The organism is Leucobacter sp. UT-8R-CII-1-4, assembly GCF_030010235.1.
Taxonomy (GTDB): Bacteria; Actinomycetota; Actinomycetes; order Actinomycetales; family Microbacteriaceae; genus Leucobacter.
Window position 1 is genome coordinate 50082 of the sequence record NZ_JASCRS010000003.1, and the last position, 17901, is coordinate 67982.

A 17901-nucleotide genomic window follows, 5' to 3' on the forward strand; every position below is an offset into this window, starting at 1 on the left:
CCGACCACAGATTTTCTACACGTAACAATTGGGCGCTGGGCCGCACAAGGTGGCAGAATCCCTCAATCAGTTCCTGAAATAAGACATCATCGCGAGCTATGCACGTTTGCGCACGGCCCGCGACGATGGCTATTGAGTGTCTGCTCAGCGTCGTTACACGCAGCGTTGTTCCATGACACCGAGGCCGGAAATCCTGGAAGTTACAACTTGCCCCTGCCGCAAATAGCGCGGGGGCGTTTGTCCAAATCCAACCCCCGGCGGTGTACCGGTGAAAATCACGTCCCCGGGTCGCAGTTCAACAATCGCAGAAAGCTTCTCCACTAGATCAGGTATCGGAAACACCATGTCTGAAACTGTGGCACTCTGCACACGCTCTCCGTCAATCAGGCACTCAATCACCGGATCGCTCTGTGCCAGAAACTCTTCTGGGCTCACGAGCACCGGGCCGATGGGACCAAAGCCTGCAAATGATTTTCCGAGGGAGAACTGTGCGGGTTGCCCTCGAAATTGAGCGTCTCGATCTGAATAGTCTTGGCCAATTGCGAGCCCCGCAATATGCTGCCAAGCATCCTCAGCTGAGATGTTTCTTCCGCCGACTCCGACGATTGCCACCAGCTCAACTTCCCAGTCGACAGTGCCACTGGTCAACGTGAGTTCAGAGAACGGCCCCACAATCGATGAAGCAAACTTTGTGAACACAATTGGATACTCAGGAACCTGGAATCCGGACTCTGCCGCGTGATCCACATAGTTAAGACCCACAGCTAGAACCTGACTTGGAGCCGGAGAAACAGCGCCCAGATCTCGTCGATCCACTAGATCAACTTCACGATTGGGGGCGTCGAATGCCTTGGCCCACTCAGCAAACTCCGACCAGCTGAAATAAAGCGAATCGAGCTCCGCCGGGAATCTCCCATTACTCGATTCGGCTACATCAATCTCGCCGCGCTTACTGAAAAGAGTCGCCCGACCGTTTCGGTTGATCAGCTTCACTACTGACTCACCGGTACTGCAACAATCGCGTCTATCTCCACATCAAACCCACGCAATTGCACCTCAATTGTGGTTCGGGCAGGATACGGCTCGCTCAAGAACTCCTTTGCAATCTCATTAAACTCCGCAAAGTCGTCGAGATTGCGTAGGTAGACGCCATAGCGCACTGCGTGCTGCAAGCTGCTACCCGCAGCATTCGCGACAGCCTCAAGGTTGCGAAAGGTCGCTCTCACTTGGTCGGCAAAAGTCTCACCGATTCGCGCACCGGAGGCGTCAAACGGTCCCTGCCCCGCGAGAAAAGCAAACCCCGAGCTTACGACTCCTGGCGAGTAGGGGCCGGCGGGAGGAGGAGCATACGGTGTCGAGATTGATTTCACCATGGCACTAGTCATTCTTAGTTTCCGTTCTTTAGATCTATGGGCAAACAAAACAAATCAGTGTCGGCCAAGCACGGGCCATTCGGCAACGACAACTTCGTTGTGCACCAGAAAAACCCGTGAATGCATATTGCTTAAACCGCAAGCATGGTTGGGTCGAATCCGAATCACGTCGCCCACTGAGAGGCCCTCGCTTCCGTGAAGAAACCCATGCTCTTCGTGACCCATAGAGACGATTCCACCGCTAGCTGAAACGACTGTTCCGATACGGCCGTCACCGTGCATGCTGCCGTCGCTGCTCATCGCTTTGATTCCAGCGTCTATGAGAACCGGCTGCGCCCGTTCTACGCTAATCACTCTGCTGAGTACTGTCATTGCGGCGTCTTCAGGAGCAACGGTGCCGATCGACACCTGATTTTCGTCTCCGTAAACGTAAGTTCCAGGCCGTGCTTCCGTGACACCGCGAATCAGGGGCGCCGACCTTACTCCAGCGGTCGATCCAACCGAAACACTCTCCACCTCCACACCAGCTGCGCGGATCGCCTCTGCGGTTTCAACCAAGAGCCGGGCCGCAGCCTCGCCCGTGCGCTGACGCAGTTCAGGGTCGGCGCCGACACCCTGCACATGACCTTCGTGCATAAATACGCCCTCGAACCGAACGCCGGCAAGTGCACTCATTTCCAGCGCCACTTGCACTGCTTGGTCAGGGTGTACTCCCGTTCGACGCACACCAGTATCAATTTCAAGGCGGACATCGATTTCTATGCCAGCGGCAGCCGCCGAGGTGGCGAGAGGTCGCAATGATTCAATCGAATCTGGCCCAACGATCAATCTCGTGCGTTTCGCTACCTCTATTGCTGTCTGCACACGGTGCGGCCCGACCGGCGGATATGCCCAGAAAATATCCGGGTGGCCTGCTCCTGCCAACGCAAGAGCTTCCTCAGCTGTAGCAACGGTGTGCCCAATCGCGCCAGCAGCCAATTGCAGCTTTGCTACTTCATTTGTTTTACTCGTCTTCCAATGAGGCCGCAGAGCGACACCTAGACGGTTCGCATGTGCCGCCATTTCATCGATATTTCGATGAAGCACTTCTTGCTCAATCAGGACCGCTGGACTTGGCAACTCGTTAATGGTTGATCCAATGTATTGGCTCATGACTCATGCACCTGTTCTCGACTAGTTTGATTCCGTTTGCAACAGCGGGTAATGGCAAGCAACGGTCCTGTTGCTACCGCCGACATGCACAGGTTTCGGCACCTCGGATGCGCAACGATCAGTCGCCAACCAGCACCGGGTACGGAACCGGCAACCACTTGGAGGATTCGCAGCTGAGGGGAGATCACCCTTCAGCACAATTCGCTCACGAACCTCGGTTGGGCTATTGGGAGGCGTCGCGGAAGCGAGCGCAGCCGTATAGGGATGTGCCGGACGGTCGAGCACCTCATCGGCTGGGCCAGTCTCGATTACCTGCCCGAGGTACATCACTGCAATTCGATCAGCAACGTGCCTAATCACATCAAGATCGTGCGAAATCATGATGAACGCTCGCGAACTGGTGTTGCGCAGTTCCATCAGCAAATTCAGTACCTGCGCCTGTACTGAAACGTCAAGCGCCGAGACTGGCTCGTCAAGAATCAAGAGTTCCGGGTCAAGCGCAAGCGCACGAGCGATGCCGATTCGCTGTCGTTGGCCGCCAGAAAACTCGTGCGGATATCGCTGTAAAGCTTGCCGGGGCAGGCCTACCTGGTCGAGCAGCTCTGCAACTTTCTCGACACTTTTCTGCCCCTCCCATCGACCAAACGCCCGTAGTGGCTCAGCGATGATTTCCTGCACCGTCATTCGCGGATTCAGTGATGATTGAGGGTCTTGAAACACGAACTGGATCTTTTCACGCAGCTCTTGTTTCCTTGCGCGACCCGGTCGAGTGATGTCTTCGCCTCGGTATCGAATAGTGCCACCGGTCGGTTCATTCAAGTGCACGATCGCTCGCCCAGTTGTACTCTTGCCGCAGCCTGACTCTCCGATGATGCCAAGAGTTTCTCGCTCGGACACGCTCAGGTTGACGCCGTCTACCGCATAGATGGTACTTTTCCGCCCGAATGGGCTTGAGCTAGTGAAGTGCACCTCAAGGTTCTCGAGGCTCAAAACTTCTTGTGCAGAGGCAATCGCGCCATTCTCATCTCGCACGGCCTCTAAATTCACCCGCTCACTCATCTCATCACCTCGTGTCGTTCGTTGCGGTAGTGGCAGGCGCTCAGTCTTCCATCGGCTGACGCCTCGAGACTCGGTCGTTCCTTGTCGCATTTTTCACTTTTGAAGGGAGAGACGCATCGCGGCGCAAACGGGCACCCGATTGGCAGCTCATCCATCGCAGGGGGACGTCCGGGAATCGTAACCAAATCCTCGCCGCGTGGAGTAGATCCTGGCCGACTACTGATGAGCGCAGCGGTGTATGGATGTCGGCTATCGTCAAATAGCTCGTGCGTGCCTGCGACTTCAAGTACACGGCCCGCGTACATCACAACCGCACGACTCGCGAATTGTGCAATCAACCCGAGATCATGAGTAATGAGGGCGATGGCAACTCCGAGTTCATCACGAACCTTCACCAGCACATCAAGAACTTGGGCCTGAATTGTTGCGTCCAGAGCGGTAGTCGGCTCGTCAGCAATCACAACTTCCGGATCGTTGACCAACGCCATAGCAATCACTGCCCGCTGGCGCATACCACCGGACCACTGGTGTGGGTACTGTTTTGCGCGGCGGGCCGCATCCGGCACGCCGACCAGCTCAAGCATTTCTATTGTTCGGAGACGAGCCTCGGCACGCGAAGCCTTGGGATGGTGAATTCGATAGGCTTCATCGATTTGAGCGCCTACTTGCACCACCGGATCAAGCGTCGTCATGGGGTCCTGAAAAATCATGCCGATTCGGCGGCCTCGGATCTTTCGAAGTTCGCGAGGCGATAGTGCGCTGAGGTCAACCCCGTGAAAATCAAGCTGGCCCGAAACGATGTTTGCGCCTGGCGGCAAGAGGCGCATCAGAGTAAGAGCCGTCATGCTCTTTCCTGATCCGGATTCACCGACAATGCCAACTATTTCTCCAGGGGCGATGTCGAAGCTCACTCCGTCGAGTACTCTGACGTCACCATTGGGAGTGGGTAGTTCTAGCACCAAATCTTGGATCGAAATGGCGGCATTTTTGACCGCGATTGCGTTCGTCAAGTCGTCACCTGTTCTTTCGAGGGTCAATTGCGTCTCTGATCCCGTCACCGGCAGACATCGCCGAGAGCACAGTGAGAGCGATTACAGTGCCCGCTGGAATCCAAAGCCAAGGCATAGAGGAGAGCACCGTAAGTGATTGCGCTTCTGTCAGCATGTTTCCCCAGCTGGACTGCGGTGGCTGCACCCCGGCACCGAGAAAACTCAATGCAGATTCAAGAAGCACTGCCTCAGCGACGAGGAGTGTGGCAGCCACGACGACAGGTGGCAGTACACCGGGCAGTAAATGCTTGCGGATCACAAACCAACTCTTTGACCCCAGCACTCCAGCTGCCTGCACGAACTCTTGTTCGCGCAAGCCCAGCACCACTCCTCGAGCGATACGTGCAGAGCCAGGCCACGAGAGCCCGGCAATTACGAGAATCAAAAGTGTCACATTGGGTCCGATAATTCCGGCCAATACAATAACCACCAGAATTGGTGGCACTGTCAGCATGATGTCAATCACACGACTAATAACCGCATCGATTGCTCCGCCGTACCAACCTGCAATCACACCAAGCAAGGTGCCGGTGGTCACGGCAAGGAATGCTGCCAGAAAGCCGACGGCAAGTGATACTCGCCCTCCGCTCAGCAGACGGCTGAGCACGTCGCGCCCGGTCGAGTCGGTCCCTAGCCAGTGCTCTGCTGAAGGAGGCTGACGAATTGCACCGAGGTCAATTGCATCTGGCGCGAACGGACTAATGAATGGTGCAAAAACGCTCGCAAGGGTGATGATCGCGAGTACTGCAAGTCCTATGACTGCAGGTGGATTTCGTAGGAACCTGCGCACTGCGAGCCGGTTCGGCGAAAGCTCCCGCCTTTTTGCGTCATTTTCCACGTCGACCGTAGTCACGACAGTGGTCTTTGGTGGGTGCACCACCCGCGGTTCGCTCACTGGCTCATTCATTGCTTCGCCATCCTCACTCGTGGGTCGACAACTGCATAGAGCATGTCGGCGACAAAATTGCAGACAAGCACGAGCACCGCCACGTAGAGCCCGAAGCCAATGATCACCGGATAGTCACGGGTAGAAAGCGCCTTGATCGCGAGTTGCCCCATTCCGGGCCAGGCAAAGACTTGTTCCACCACGACCGCACCAGCGAGAAACACTGGAATGTACAGCGCGACTACGGTAACCAAAGAAATGAGACTGTTGCGCAGGGCGTGTGCCATCGCCAAGCTTGGACGGGCGCCCTTGGCTACTACGGCGCGAACGTAGTCCTTGTTAAGTTCCTCGAGCATGCCACTGCGCACATACCGTGTAAACGGTGCTGCAACAGTCAACGCCAACAGGCTCACCGGCAAAACCATATGCAGGATAAGGTCACCGAGGTCACCCCTACCTGAGGTGTACATTCCGGCCGATGGCAGAACACGCAGCTTGACTGCGAAGATGTAGATCAACAACATCGCGCTAAAGAAGCTAGGTATTGCGATTGCAACAACGCTCACAGTGCTAATTGACTGATCTACGATGGTGCCCCGCCTCATGGCAGTGATCACGCCAGCTGGAACGGCGATAATCAGTCCGATCACCAACGCGCTCCCCATCAGCAGCATCGTCGGCCCGATCCGGTCAGCAAGCATTCCAGATACCGGTGCACCGCTCGAATAGGAGTAGCCAAGATCCCCCGTCAACAACCCGCCGAACCAGCGCATAAATTGCACCGGAAGGGCTTGGTCAAGGCCCAGTCGTTCTCGTACCGCGGCGGTGTACGCGACTCGGTCCTCTCCTGCGATCTCCGGTGGCACCATCATGTCGACGGGGTCGCCGGGCGCTAAACGCACAAGCGTAAAAAGGCCTATCGCGATTACAAGAAAGACTAGAACGCTTGATAACAGGCGTGTGACGAGGGATCTCAACATAGGATTAGCTGCTCACTGTCCAGTCGGCAGCATTCCAGAAGCCATTGGTGAAGTCACCGTGTGGCTGGAACCCTTGCAGACGATCGCTGTGCACCCAAATTGTGTCGGGGACGCTTAGCCAAAGCATTGGCACGAGCTGATTGTCTAGACGGGCGGCATCTTGATAGATACTCTGGCGCGCAGTCTGGTCAGCAGTCGTCCCGCCCTTAACCATGAGAGCGTCGAGATCAGGGTTGCAGAACAACGCGGTGTTTGAACCGGCTGGGTACACCTGGTCACATGCCACCAACGGGAACGAGCTCGCTGGATCCGGCGTGTACACGCCGGCAGCTGAGAGCATCAGGTCGTACTCAGCGTTCTCGATCATTGGCAGCTGTGTTGCAGAGTCAATCTGTTGTGCAACCGCGTTCACGCCCGCGTCTTTTAGATTCGCGATCACAACGTCAATCATTTGGTCGCGGTCACGTTGACCGGGAATCCAGGAGACCTTGATTTCTTGCGAGAAATCAAAACCCGCTTCGGTCAGCAGTTGCTTCGCCTTTTTGGCGTCATACTCATAATCATTGAGGTCGCCCGGCAACGCCCAATCGGTCATGATTGTGCTGTTAATCGGTGACGCGTGGCCTCCGAGCACACCATCAATAATTCCCTGACGGTCGATTGCGTAGAGAAACGCCTGTCGCACTCGCTCGTCTGGGAACTTCTTGAAGTTCGGGAGCAACCTGAAGAAGCCCGCCGAAGGCTTGCTCGCTACGGTTACTCCGTCGAGGCCTTCAACCGTGCCGACGTCAAGAGCTGAGACCTGAACAAGATCAATCTCGCCGCTGGCCAGCTGAGCAGTGGCGACATCACTTGTGAGGAGCTTGAGGTAAAGCGTGTCAATGCCAACATCAGTGCGGTAGTTCTCATTGGCGGAGAGCACTACTTCCTGGTCGGCCTTGTACTCATCAATTTGGTACGGCCCCATACCTACCTGTGGGCTGTCAAAGAAGCTGTCAGTTAGCAGCTGAGCTCGGTCCGTCTCGCCAAGCACGTGCTCAGGCAAAATGTAGAACACCGACCCATAGCCGATCAGTGAAAGGAATCCAGCGTTCGCCTCGGTCAACGTGATTTTGACTGTGTGATCGTCGATAGCTTGAACCCCACTCAAGGTCTCCGCTGTCCCGGCTTCAAGTTCATCAAAACCGACAACCTTTGCCAAACGTGAACGTAGCGCACTCGACACATTTGGGTCGGCAAACAGGGTGTAACTGAACACCACGTCCTCGGCAGTGAATGGTTCACCATCGCTCCACTTCATGCCCTCACGAAGATGAAAGGTGTACTCCGTTGCGTCATCTGAAATGTCCCAGCTCTCTGCGAGTCGAGGCACATACTCAAAGTCAGGGCCGGTGGTGAGAAGGTTGTCGAACACAAGCGACATTGCTAGTTGTTCGCCACCCATCGGAGGCTTCAGAGGGTTAAAGGATTCTGGCGCCTGGTAGAGGTAAATGTTTGCCGATGTCTGGCCATCCGAAGTCGCGCCGGATGCGCCACCGCTGCAACCTGTAAGCAGCGCCGCGACGGCGGTGAAAGCCAGAGCACTCTTCAGCAGTTTCTTCTGCATTTGGAACTCCTTAGTTAAAAATTGTGTATGGATGATGTATTTCGTAAGTGTTCGTACTGATTTGGATCACCGTCTCCTTTGGCGGTTCAATCGATCTGAGCGGGAAGAATTACGGGCGTATGCAGTTCGCCGAGCCCGGCAACTTCGGCAACCATGACGTCTCCCGGCGCGAGGTATTCGCCGGTGGTGGCACCAACTCCCGCCGGCGTACCAGTCAAAATGATGTCGCCTGGGTTGAGCGTCATGAGACGCGAGCTGAACGAGACAAGTTCAGCAACATCGTGAATCATTTCTGAAGTGTTGCCGCTCTGCTTCACTTCACCATTCACAAGCAAGGTAAGGGCAAGATCCTGTGGATCGGCAACCTCATCGGCCGACACCAAAAACGGTCCGATCGGTGCCGACCCGTCAAGCCACTTTCCTTCAAGCCAGTCAAAGAATGCGCTTTGAGCAGCGTCATCTCGCTCTTCGCCCAGTTCCAAGCTACGGGCAGAGATATCGTTGCTCGTCGCGTAACCAAACACATATTTGAGCGCGTCAGCTTCACTTACTCTTCTAGCTACTGCGCCGATCACAACTGCGAGTTCAACTTCCCAATCGAGTTCGCGAGTCATGGGGTCCAACTCGACCGGGGCCTCGTGGCCGATAAGGGAGCTGTCTGGTTTCAAGAACAGTCGCGGCGTTGCGATCCGTTCGTCCCGCTCTTGCGCTCCCGACTCCGTAACATGAGATTGGTAGTTCGCGGCGGCCGCAATGATTTTTCCGGGTTTCAATAACGGGGCAAGGATCCGCGCTCCGGCCAGAGGCACTCTCGTTATAGGGCTCTCGGTTGCGGTACCAGCAACTACTTCGGAAAGGTCGCCGTCTCCGGTCACAACGATCTCTTCTCCGTCCACATAACCGTGACGTACGGAGTTATCCGTTGCGAAGGTGAGCCATTTCATGGTTTCGTTCTCCTTATTCCTGCTACCAAGTGAGGGTGATTTCGCTGCCAGATTTTGCAGAGGCTTCTATCTGATCGAGTGCACGGCTCAAAACAACAAGGTCAAGGTTTGGAGTGACCCTTGCGGAACCCTTCGAGTGCGCAACCAGCGCTCTGAGTTGCGAGACAACGGAGTCTTCGCCAAATTGCACTCGTGTCACGCCATCTGGTCGTTGCACCTGAAACGCTGGTTTCATCAGGTCGACAAGCATTGATCCGTGTGTGCCGACAAACCGCACTGCTGCTCGGAGCACACCAGAGCCCCCTGCGCTCTCGCTGGTACGTGAAATATGTGCACTCACAACCACGTCTCGATCAGTCTGACCAAGCATGCTCCAGCTTTCGCCGGTGCCGTGCGCTTGCAAACTCAGCTGGGCAGGTCCGGTTGCTGAGCGCAACAAATCAACTGCATAAACACCAAGATTGCGCAGTTCACCACCCGGATAGGCGCCATCACCGGCGGCTACAACAAGTTCAACTGCCACTGCCCGCAAGAGACCAAATTCAGCACCCCGGACAGCAGACATCGCTCGAGTGAAGCTTGGGTGTGCCGAAAAATGATGCGGAGCAATGATTGTCGTGGGCAATTCTGCAAGCTGTTGCAGCTCCGCAGTATCGCTGAGCGTTGGCTTATCGAGCAACACCGGAAGTTTGCGTTCAGCGGCGAACCTTAAGAAGCGAAGGCGATCCTCGCCTTGCAAACATACGATCGCGCACGCAGCGCTAGTCTCTGGCATCGCAGAAACCTGCAATGGCAGACCCAGTCGAGCGGCAAGCACGCCTGCCTGTTCGAGTTCAACGCCCGAAGTGGAAGATGGTACCCAAATCTCAGAGGCAAGCAAGCCTGCTTCTTGAAGTTTAGGAGCCCACATTTCGCTCTGGTGATTTTGGTTCGGGCCACCAGAAAATCCGGCCAGTAGTACTCGTGTCTCAGTCATGCTTGCTCTCCCGTTGCGCTCGCATCCTTCTTGGATATGTCGGTAATGCGTACGGTCTGGCCAAGCGCAAGTGAACGTTCAGATGCCTCTGCAACCTGCACTGCGTGCACGGCTGCAGATACTGGTGGTGTCACCTGGCCCTGCCCTCGAACGGCGGCCGCGAAACTCTCGAGCTCACGAACGAACACACGAAGACCCGTACCATCCGGTGCAGGAGCCTCAATCCCAGCTTCATTCCACATCAAAAGCCCGTTTGCATCCCACTCTCGACTCAGAACTCCCTCTGAACCGACGACGGTCATCTCAAGAAAACTTGCACCGCGAGGCCTCTCGCCACGGCTTACCTCACACACTGCGGTCGCTCCTGAAGGAAACGAGAGTTCCATTACGAGATAGTCATAAATACCAAGAGCAGCACTTGTGGCTTTCTGACCAACCGAGAAGACACTTTCTGCCGGTTCACCAATCCACCATGAAGCCAGGTCGCTGAGATGCACCCCGTTGTGCAGAGAATGCCCACCTGACGCCTCCGGGTTCAGCACCCAAGCCTGCCAACCGGGCCAGATCCACCCACCGTTCATGACAATTCGAACGAAACGTGGTGTGCCAATCGCACCGCTTTCAATCACCTCAGAAATGGCAATTCCCTGGTCTGAAAACCTGTGGCTATGCCCTACGGCGAGCGCAAGTCCACGTTGTGCGGCCATCTCGGCGAGCTGAGCAGCGTCAGCGGCGTGCATCGCGAGTGGTTTTTCCATCAAAAGGTGCTTATCTGCTTCAAGCACCTGACGGCCAAGTTCTGCGTGACTGAAGTTTGGCGTGCATACGATAACCGCTTCGACTTCTTCCGCAGCGAGCATGTCAGCGACATCTGGATACGACTCGCAGCGTTCAAGGTGAGCCACTTCGCTCGCCCGACCGATATCCATGTCAGTCACACCGATCAGCCGCAATTGAGACGATGCCCTCAGCGCCTTCATATGTTCTAGCGCGATACCACCGACTCCGATGATTCCAACGCCAACTGGCTTGTCTGTCATTGGGTAGTCACTCCTCCATTTGTTTTGCTCAGAAACACTCCAGAGCGGGATCCGGTGCGCGATCCGTGCAGCAGAACTGGTGCACCAGCAACCAGCACGTGCTGCAGACCCAAAGCACCCTGCGCGGGTGCTGCGAAAGTCGCCGCAGAGCTAAATATTTGTTCATCAAATACAGTGAGATCCGCACGCAGACCCGGCTCGATGAGGGCAGACATCTTCATCCGCTTCGCGGGAGCCTCGCTTAGACGCCTTACGGCTTCGCCGATGTCCACACCAAGTGAACGCATTCGACGATAAGCAGCAGGAAAGGCACCCCAGGATCGAGGATGCGGCACAGAAGCTTGGTGCGATTCATTCAGGGCCGTACCGTCAGAAGCGATGCTGATCCATGGTGTTTTCATCGCGAGATCGACATCATTCCAAGAACCACTTTCAACCGCCACATCTACATCGCCCGAACAATCAAGCATCAACTGCGCCAGGTGTTGCCAAGGATCGCCCGCTGCCTGATCCAGCGAAAGACCTACTGATTCTGGTCGAGCAGACGCTTTCATCACAATGACCTGTTCAGGTAGATACCCCGATGCGGCGAATGCGCGCGCACCAGCGGGAAGGTCGTCACTAAGAAACTCGAGCACCCCAGCTGGTCCGGTCATGCGAATTTCTGAAGGCAACAGTTGTATCGCCGTGGTGTGACCGTGAACATATGGGTAAGAGTCAGCCGCGATGTCCTGTTCATCTCTGAGCCGCTCGATGTGCGCCAGTGTGTCTTCAAAGCCCGAACCTCCGGTGGCTCGAAGGTGCGAAATTTGCAGCCTCGCACCAGCTCTATGTGCTGGCTCGGCAAGTTCATTCACTGAATCGATCAGTGCGGTTGATCGATAGTCGCGCAAATGAGCCGAGAGCAGGCCATCATGCTTGGCTACCACTTTGGCCACTCGATAGATTTCTTCCGCAGAAGCTCCCTCACCTGGGGCATACATCAAACCAACGCTGGCGCCAACGCAACCCGCGTCGAATGCAATCTCCAATTGCTCTTCAAGCAGATCAAGTTCACGCGGAGACAGCGCCCGCCCGCTCTGTCCGGCAACAGCAAACCTTGCAGATCCATGGCCAATTTGAGCTGCCACGTTCGAGGCGGCCGGGGTATCTCTTAACTTGTTGAGCCAGCCCGCGACGTCATCCCATTGCCATTTCAGTTCTGGAACAACATCAATTGTGCTGACAACACTGGCGAGGCCAGCCATGTCACCTGCAAACGGCGCCGGTGACATGCCACAATTTCCTACGAGTTCGGTTGTGACGCCCTGGTTGATTCGGCTCTCGTTTTCTGGATATGCCAGCAAGCTGAGGTCTGAATGACAATGAATATCCACGAATCCCGGAGCCACGATCTGGCCGGCGCAGTCAATGACTTCGGCGTCGTAGCCACCAATGGGTCGCGCGGCCGCAGGGATCACGGATTCGACAACTCCGTTCGAAACGACAACATCGGCTTGATACGGTGCGTCTCCGCGTCCATCCGCAACGGTGCCATGTATCAGCACCATGCGGTCAGCAGAAGAAGTAGACATAATTCCGCGGCTACTACTTAGTGTTGAACATTCCAGATCGAGCCATTTCGCCAAGCACCTCGTCTGCCTGGCTCAATGTTCGGTCGATGTCTTCGGCGGTGTGCGCAAGTGAAATATGGTTTCGCTTGAGCGACATTGGGTACATCATCGATCCCTTCTCCATCATGCGTCGATGGAAGGTGGCATATGCCTCATCGTTGTTGCGCAGCAGGTCGCGATACCCTCGAACTTCGCCTTCCATGAAGTAGGTCACGAACACAGACCCGATTCCGGTAACCACGGCAGGGATGCCGTGTCGTGCAGTTATCTCGCCGAGCCCGGCCCGCATCCGATCACCCAATGAATACACGTGATCGTAGAATCCGACTTCAGGGTCTTTCAGCGTGGTGATAGTGGCAAGCGCCGCTGACATTGACACTGCATTTCCGTTGAATGTGCCAGCGAGCATCACATCACCGCCCATCGGAGTGAAGTTGCGCATGAGCTCGGCCGAGCCAGCGAGTCCCGCGACCGGGTAACCATTGCCCATCGCTTTTCCGAAAGTGGTCAAGTCTGGGGTGATGCCGCAGATTTCCTGGTATCCGCCCAGTGCATGTCGGAAACCTGTGATCACTTCGTCAAAAATGAGCACCGTTCCCTGCTCACGAGTGATTCGACGAAGGCCCTCAAGAAATTCTTGCTCCGGAAGCAGCGCACCGACGTTGTGTGGCACCGGTTCAAGAATCACAGCAGCGATCTGTTCTGGATACTTCGCAAACAGCTCTTCTACCGATGCAAGGTCATTAAACTCAGCAATCAGTGTGTGATCCAGCGCAGCGTCAAGAATGCCACTCGAGTTGGGATCTCGGCCATATGCCAGAGCCGGTGAGGAAATCACATTTCTGGCTACCGCATCGTACGATCCGTGGAAACATCCCTGGAATTTCAGAATGTACTTGCGGCCTGTTGCGCCACGAGAAAGTCGAATCGCCTGAAACACCGATTCGGACCCGCTTACTGTCGAGATAACCATCTCGGCCGACGGAATCGCGTCAACCGTGAGGCGAGCGACTTCAAGTTCGAGTTCTGTTGTACCCAAACCGACCAGATCGATTTGCTCGATTGCTGTTCGAATCGCGTGGTTTACTCGGTCATCAGCGTGCCCAAGAAGCGTGGCGCCGAAAGCGGCGTGATAGTCCACATATGAACGGCCCTCGACGTCCACAATCCTTGCGCCCTTAGCGCTGGCAAACGCCCACGGGGCACCAATCGCGCGGGTTGCCGAGTTCACGCCTCCCGGAATAATCTGAGCGGCTTGCTGAGCCATTTCCTGCGCTCGGCCAAGGGCGTTCACTACGGTTGGGCTGGTCATTGCGTCACTTACTTCTTTCAATATTGGGTTGGGTTAGCGGCGAGGATCGGTAAGGCCTAGAAGGTTGAGCGCATCAGCATGAATGATGGTTTCAACGGTGTCTTCCGCTACGTAGGGGAGATTTCCCGCGCGGAACTGCGCAAGTGAACGAAATTGTTCGATCGCTTCGGCAGGTGTCCACAGGGGGAAGTCACTGCCGAAAAGCAGTTTCGGCACTACTCTCCATTCCTGAGCCGCGACCAGTGCCATAAAGCCGTCCATTGGGCGCGACCAGCTGGCTGAAACATCTGCATAAACGTTGCTGTGCTTGCGCAACACTGCGACGGCGTCTCGCTGCCAGGGGTGGCCCATGTGCGCCATGATCTGTTTGAGGTCGGGGTAGCGACGTGCCACCTCTTCAACGACCATCGGTTGGCTGAGCGACAGCTTTCCCTGAGGGCTTGGGGTGGTGCCCATATGCCAGAGCAACGTCAGATTGTGCTTCAAGCAGAGTCGGTAAAAGTCATCAAACTCTGGGGCCAGCGGATCAAATAGCGAGAGGACTGGGTAAAGCTTTACGCCTTGGAATCCCATAGAAACAGCTTCTTCAACCTGCTCACGCCAGTCAGCATCAAGCGGATCGAGCGCTGTGAACTGGATGGTGGGAGTAACCAATTCTGCGCAATAGTCACGAACAAAACTGTTTGGGGTGTGCACGCCGGCTCGTGTGGCTGCGAGTCCGAATACGATTGCGACATCAACGCCCGCTTCAATCATTACGCGGTCGTACTCCGCTGGACTGATCCTTGGGTACGGTTCGCCATATGCTGGCTCCCAGTTTTCCTTGTGTTCGTTGCCCCAATGTTCTGGCTGCAGATTATGGGTGTGTACGTCGATGATCATGAGATCCCCCATCTCGTGCGAACTGACTCCAGTGCGGACGTCATTTGCGGTAGTTCGGCAAGTGTGTGTGCGGTATTTCTTAGCGCTTCAAGCACACGAGGCACGTCTGCCTCGGTGACCTCACCCATCGGGCCAGATGCGCTCAGTGAGAGCGCGAAACTAGAATTCGTGGGCACCAATACTGCGATGCAGCGAACTCCGCGGTTTCGTTCCTGGTCGTCCACGCTGTAACCGTGTTCCCGGATTCGTTTCAAGTCCTGCGCCAGGGCTGCTCGTGTGGTGATGGTGCGAGGGGTGAAGCTTTCCCAGGGTTCCCCGACGGGCAAGTGGGCGTCTATCTGGTCGTCGTCAAGCGTCGAGAGCAGCATTTTGCCGAGTCCGGTGCAGTAGGTGTGATCGAGAAAGCCGCCGGCAGCAATTCGTAGTGCGCGCTCCGGTTCTTCAACGCACAGATGCAAAACAGATGCGCCTTGCAGCACGCCCAGGTTTGTCGTAAAACCGAGTTGCTCTGCAAGAGCTTTCAGTGCGCTGTAGGCAATCGTGACAAGATCTGCGGCGTCAAGAGACTCTGCGATCTCAAAGACACTCGGCCCTAGCGAATAGACCGGTGGATCCCCCGCTCTTGCAACGAAACGCTCGTCATCCATGACGGAAAGCAACCTGAGCAGAGTGGACTTCGGCATCTCCATCGATTTGCTCAGCTCGGCGAGCGTCATTGGCTCTTGGGCTTGCCCGAGCACACGCAAAACGGCAAGCCCACGGGTAAGCCCCTGTGAGTGGTACGTCCCTGTACTGGTCATGATCGAGATGCTGGCGTGGAATAGCGTTCCATGTCAAGCATCTGAAAAATCAGTTCGGATAAGCCAGAGAGAGATTTCGTGAGACTTCCGCATATATTCAACGGTTTCTCGACGTGGAACGTGAAACGCACCAGCGTTATCGCGAAGATGTATCTGTGCAAAAAGAAAAGCGAGCGCGACCCTTTTTAGGAGGATCGCGCTCGCAAATTCGTCTCGTTCTCTCTCGAACTTACTCGCCTTCAGACTCTAGTTCGAGCGTCGATGTACCCGTAGATTCAGCCCTCAATTCAAGCTTGGTCTGAGCCGAATTTGTACCATCACTCACCACGAGTGTGTGTACGCCAATCGACGCCCCCTGAACAACCAGGGGCACCGAGAATACCCCGCACTCACTGGTAGTCGCGGTCGTGATTTGAACACCGTCAAGAAGCACCGAAAGGCTCTGCCCCGCGGGGTATCCCGCCCCGCTCACTCGCACACCTGACCCACGAAATGCTGCTGAAGTAAGCACCGAGGGCGTCACCGACACATGCGGTTGCAATGGCACCGAAACTCCCGGGCCTTCGTGCGCAAGATTGAGTTCAGAGAGCATTGCAGATCCACCGAACGAATCAGTTATTTTCACCCGAATCGCGCGAATAGTCGCCTCAGGAGTGGGTTGCCATTCAATCTTGTTCGCTACAGATGTCTCAGTTCTTTGCTGTACCGGCAATTCCCAATTCACACCGTCTTGAGAGAACGAGATTTCGACGGATTCCGGATAACCCACCTTCAGGTTTAACCCAATCCAATCGATCGTTTGTGGTGTGACAAAGTTCACCGTGTATTCCTTGGGCGAAGCTGGTGTTGCCAGCCCACCGAGCGCCGAGTACCAGTACTTTGCAACGCCATCGAGTGCAGCGGAAGGCTTCGTTTCGGGATGGTTCGCATGCCCTGATTGCAAATCTGTAGTGAAGCTGAGCTCAGAGGCATCTCGCATCGCGGTCAGATTCAGAATTGAATCCTGGGGAGGCGAGATTGGGCCCCCTGGTGTCACCACAGGTGGCAGGGCGTCATAGTCGGAAAGGGAGCTGTAGGTTCCGACGATTCCAAGTGTTGTGTCATATGAGACGGTAAAAAAGCGGCTCCCTGAAAGCTCCACCGTGCTCGGGTCACCCTGGTCATCACTGCTCATTACGCGGAAAAGAAGCAGGTCAGGTGCTTCGTTCCAGGTTCCGCACACTTCCCGGATCCTGCCGGCGACCGGCTCGCCCGCAACAAACTGCCGTGATCGGTCCCCATATGTGGCAAGGAGCCGCCCATCTTGGAGGGTGAGCAGGTGATGCGCCTGCCCCTTCATGGTGGTCTGTTCCGGCACGCTCCAAGTAGCTCCACCATCAATCGATCGACTTGAGTACGTTGGCCCTGCTGGCCCAGCTGTACGAATCAATGCCTCAACACCGTCCCCAGCAGTTTTTGTGATCGCAATTTCACTCAACGAAACCCCGGACGGTATTGGAATCATACTTTCGTTCTCAATCGGCCAAGTAAGACCGCCATCCGTGGAACGCACCACGCTCGCCTGGCCAACAGCCGAGTCCGACCGAGTGCCGTAGAGCGGCACAAGCAAGTCACCGCTATCGAGCTCGAGGATCTTGCCCGTAGTGGCGTTCCAGCCAAGTGGATACGCGCCAGAGACAGGTCCGCACCCACAGGACATGCTCGAGTTCACAGGCACTGGCTGGCTCCACGTAATGCCCCCATCACCAGATCGGATTACCCAGGAACCGTGCGGAACGATCCCTGTCGTAGCTTCGTTCGTCCAGTCCATGCGGAAAAAATTCACAATGATGGTGCCGTCCGAAAGCTGCGTAATCTGCGCGTCCCGGTCATCTAGAGGTGTGTCGATGAGTGTGCGCGGCGTCGACCAGTTCGCACCCTCATCGATGCTTTCCGTCCACATGTATTTACCGTCGTAACGTGAATGGCTGGGTGCCTGGTAGAAAACAGTGACAAGCCGCCCATCCGCGAGCATGGTTGCGTCAGGGAAAAATACTTTGTCGCCTCCGCTCGGTGAAGCCACGACAACGTCTGGCACATCTGGTGCGCTCGGATCAGCGTGCGCAGCAGAAGCAACCAACGTGCTGCAACCGAGCCCCGCCGCGGCAGTCAAAACAAGGAGTTTTCTGAATAACGATGTTGAGTCCACAAGTCTCTCCTCGAGAGTTGTCTGCCCTTGCGCCGTTGCAA

General features: G+C 55.8%; 16 protein-coding genes. All 16 read right to left on the reverse strand.

From position 1 onward, the window contains the following. Nucleotides 1–153: 153 nt before the first annotated feature. Nucleotides 154–762 (reverse strand): fumarylacetoacetate hydrolase family protein, encoded by a 609-nt coding sequence (locus QBL02_RS07585; protein WP_282725805.1) that lies wholly within the window; start codon nucleotides 760–762, stop codon nucleotides 154–156. Between the two features lie 230 nt (nucleotides 763–992). Beyond that, nucleotides 993–1385, reverse strand: a complete 393-nt coding sequence (locus QBL02_RS07590; RefSeq protein WP_282725806.1) for a RidA family protein — start codon at nucleotides 1383–1385, stop codon at nucleotides 993–995. A 42-nt stretch (nucleotides 1386–1427) separates the two neighbouring features. Next, the gene (locus tag QBL02_RS07595) at nucleotides 1428–2525 is read right to left on the reverse strand and encodes an alanine racemase (RefSeq protein WP_282725807.1); all 1098 of its coding nucleotides are present in this window, start codon (nucleotides 2523–2525) and stop codon (nucleotides 1428–1430) included. A 21-nt stretch (nucleotides 2526–2546) separates the two neighbouring features. Then, nucleotides 2547–3584, reverse strand: coding sequence for an oligopeptide/dipeptide ABC transporter ATP-binding protein (locus QBL02_RS07600; protein WP_282725808.1), 1038 nt, complete (start codon nucleotides 3582–3584; stop codon nucleotides 2547–2549). Continuing rightward, nucleotides 3581–4594: an ABC transporter ATP-binding protein gene (locus tag QBL02_RS07605; RefSeq protein ID WP_282725809.1), complete on the reverse strand. Its 1014-nt coding sequence runs from the start codon at nucleotides 4592–4594 to the stop codon at nucleotides 3581–3583. Before QBL02_RS07605 ends, QBL02_RS07600 begins: the two co-directional genes overlap by 4 nt. 4 nt (nucleotides 4595–4598) lie before the next feature. Beyond that, a complete protein-coding gene (gene opp4C / locus QBL02_RS07610; protein WP_282725810.1) occupies nucleotides 4599–5540 on the reverse strand; it encodes an oligopeptide ABC transporter permease in 942 nt (313 codons plus the stop codon). Further along, on the reverse strand, nucleotides 5537–6499 hold the full coding sequence (locus QBL02_RS07615; protein ID WP_282725811.1) for an ABC transporter permease: 963 nt from the start codon (nucleotides 6497–6499) through the stop codon (nucleotides 5537–5539). Before QBL02_RS07615 ends, opp4C begins: the two co-directional genes overlap by 4 nt. Nucleotides 6500–6503: 4 nt before the next feature. Further along, complete coding sequence (locus QBL02_RS07620) at nucleotides 6504–8105, reverse strand: ABC transporter substrate-binding protein (protein WP_282725812.1); 1602 nt, start codon at nucleotides 8103–8105, stop codon at nucleotides 6504–6506. A gap of 86 nt (nucleotides 8106–8191) precedes the next feature. Next, complete coding sequence (locus QBL02_RS07625; protein WP_282725813.1) at nucleotides 8192–9049, reverse strand: fumarylacetoacetate hydrolase family protein; 858 nt, start codon at nucleotides 9047–9049, stop codon at nucleotides 8192–8194. 22 nt (nucleotides 9050–9071) lie between these two features. Further along, nucleotides 9072–10025, reverse strand: a complete 954-nt coding sequence (locus QBL02_RS07630; protein ID WP_282725814.1) for a hypothetical protein — start codon at nucleotides 10023–10025, stop codon at nucleotides 9072–9074. Beyond that, nucleotides 10022–11065 (reverse strand): Gfo/Idh/MocA family oxidoreductase, encoded by a 1044-nt coding sequence (locus QBL02_RS07635; protein WP_282725815.1) that lies wholly within the window; start codon nucleotides 11063–11065, stop codon nucleotides 10022–10024. Before QBL02_RS07635 ends, QBL02_RS07630 begins: the two co-directional genes overlap by 4 nt. Then, on the reverse strand, nucleotides 11062–12639 hold the full coding sequence (locus QBL02_RS07640) for an amidohydrolase family protein (RefSeq protein WP_282725816.1): 1578 nt from the start codon (nucleotides 12637–12639) through the stop codon (nucleotides 11062–11064). Before QBL02_RS07640 ends, QBL02_RS07635 begins: the two co-directional genes overlap by 4 nt. Nucleotides 12640–12652: 13 nt before the next feature. Next, the gene (locus QBL02_RS07645) at nucleotides 12653–13990 is read right to left on the reverse strand and encodes an aspartate aminotransferase family protein (RefSeq protein WP_282725817.1); all 1338 of its coding nucleotides are present in this window, start codon (nucleotides 13988–13990) and stop codon (nucleotides 12653–12655) included. 33 nt (nucleotides 13991–14023) lie between these two features. Then, nucleotides 14024–14872: an amidohydrolase family protein gene (locus QBL02_RS07650; RefSeq protein ID WP_282725818.1), complete on the reverse strand. Its 849-nt coding sequence runs from the start codon at nucleotides 14870–14872 to the stop codon at nucleotides 14024–14026. Next, nucleotides 14869–15672 carry an IclR family transcriptional regulator gene (locus QBL02_RS07655; RefSeq protein WP_282725819.1) on the reverse strand — a complete coding sequence of 268 codons (804 nt, stop codon included), beginning with the start codon at nucleotides 15670–15672 and terminating at the stop codon, nucleotides 14869–14871. Before QBL02_RS07655 ends, QBL02_RS07650 begins: the two co-directional genes overlap by 4 nt. A 229-nt stretch (nucleotides 15673–15901) precedes the next feature. Continuing rightward, the gene (locus QBL02_RS07660) at nucleotides 15902–17824 is read right to left on the reverse strand and encodes an exo-alpha-sialidase (RefSeq protein WP_282725820.1); all 1923 of its coding nucleotides are present in this window, start codon (nucleotides 17822–17824) and stop codon (nucleotides 15902–15904) included. Nucleotides 17825–17901 lie beyond the last annotated feature (77 nt).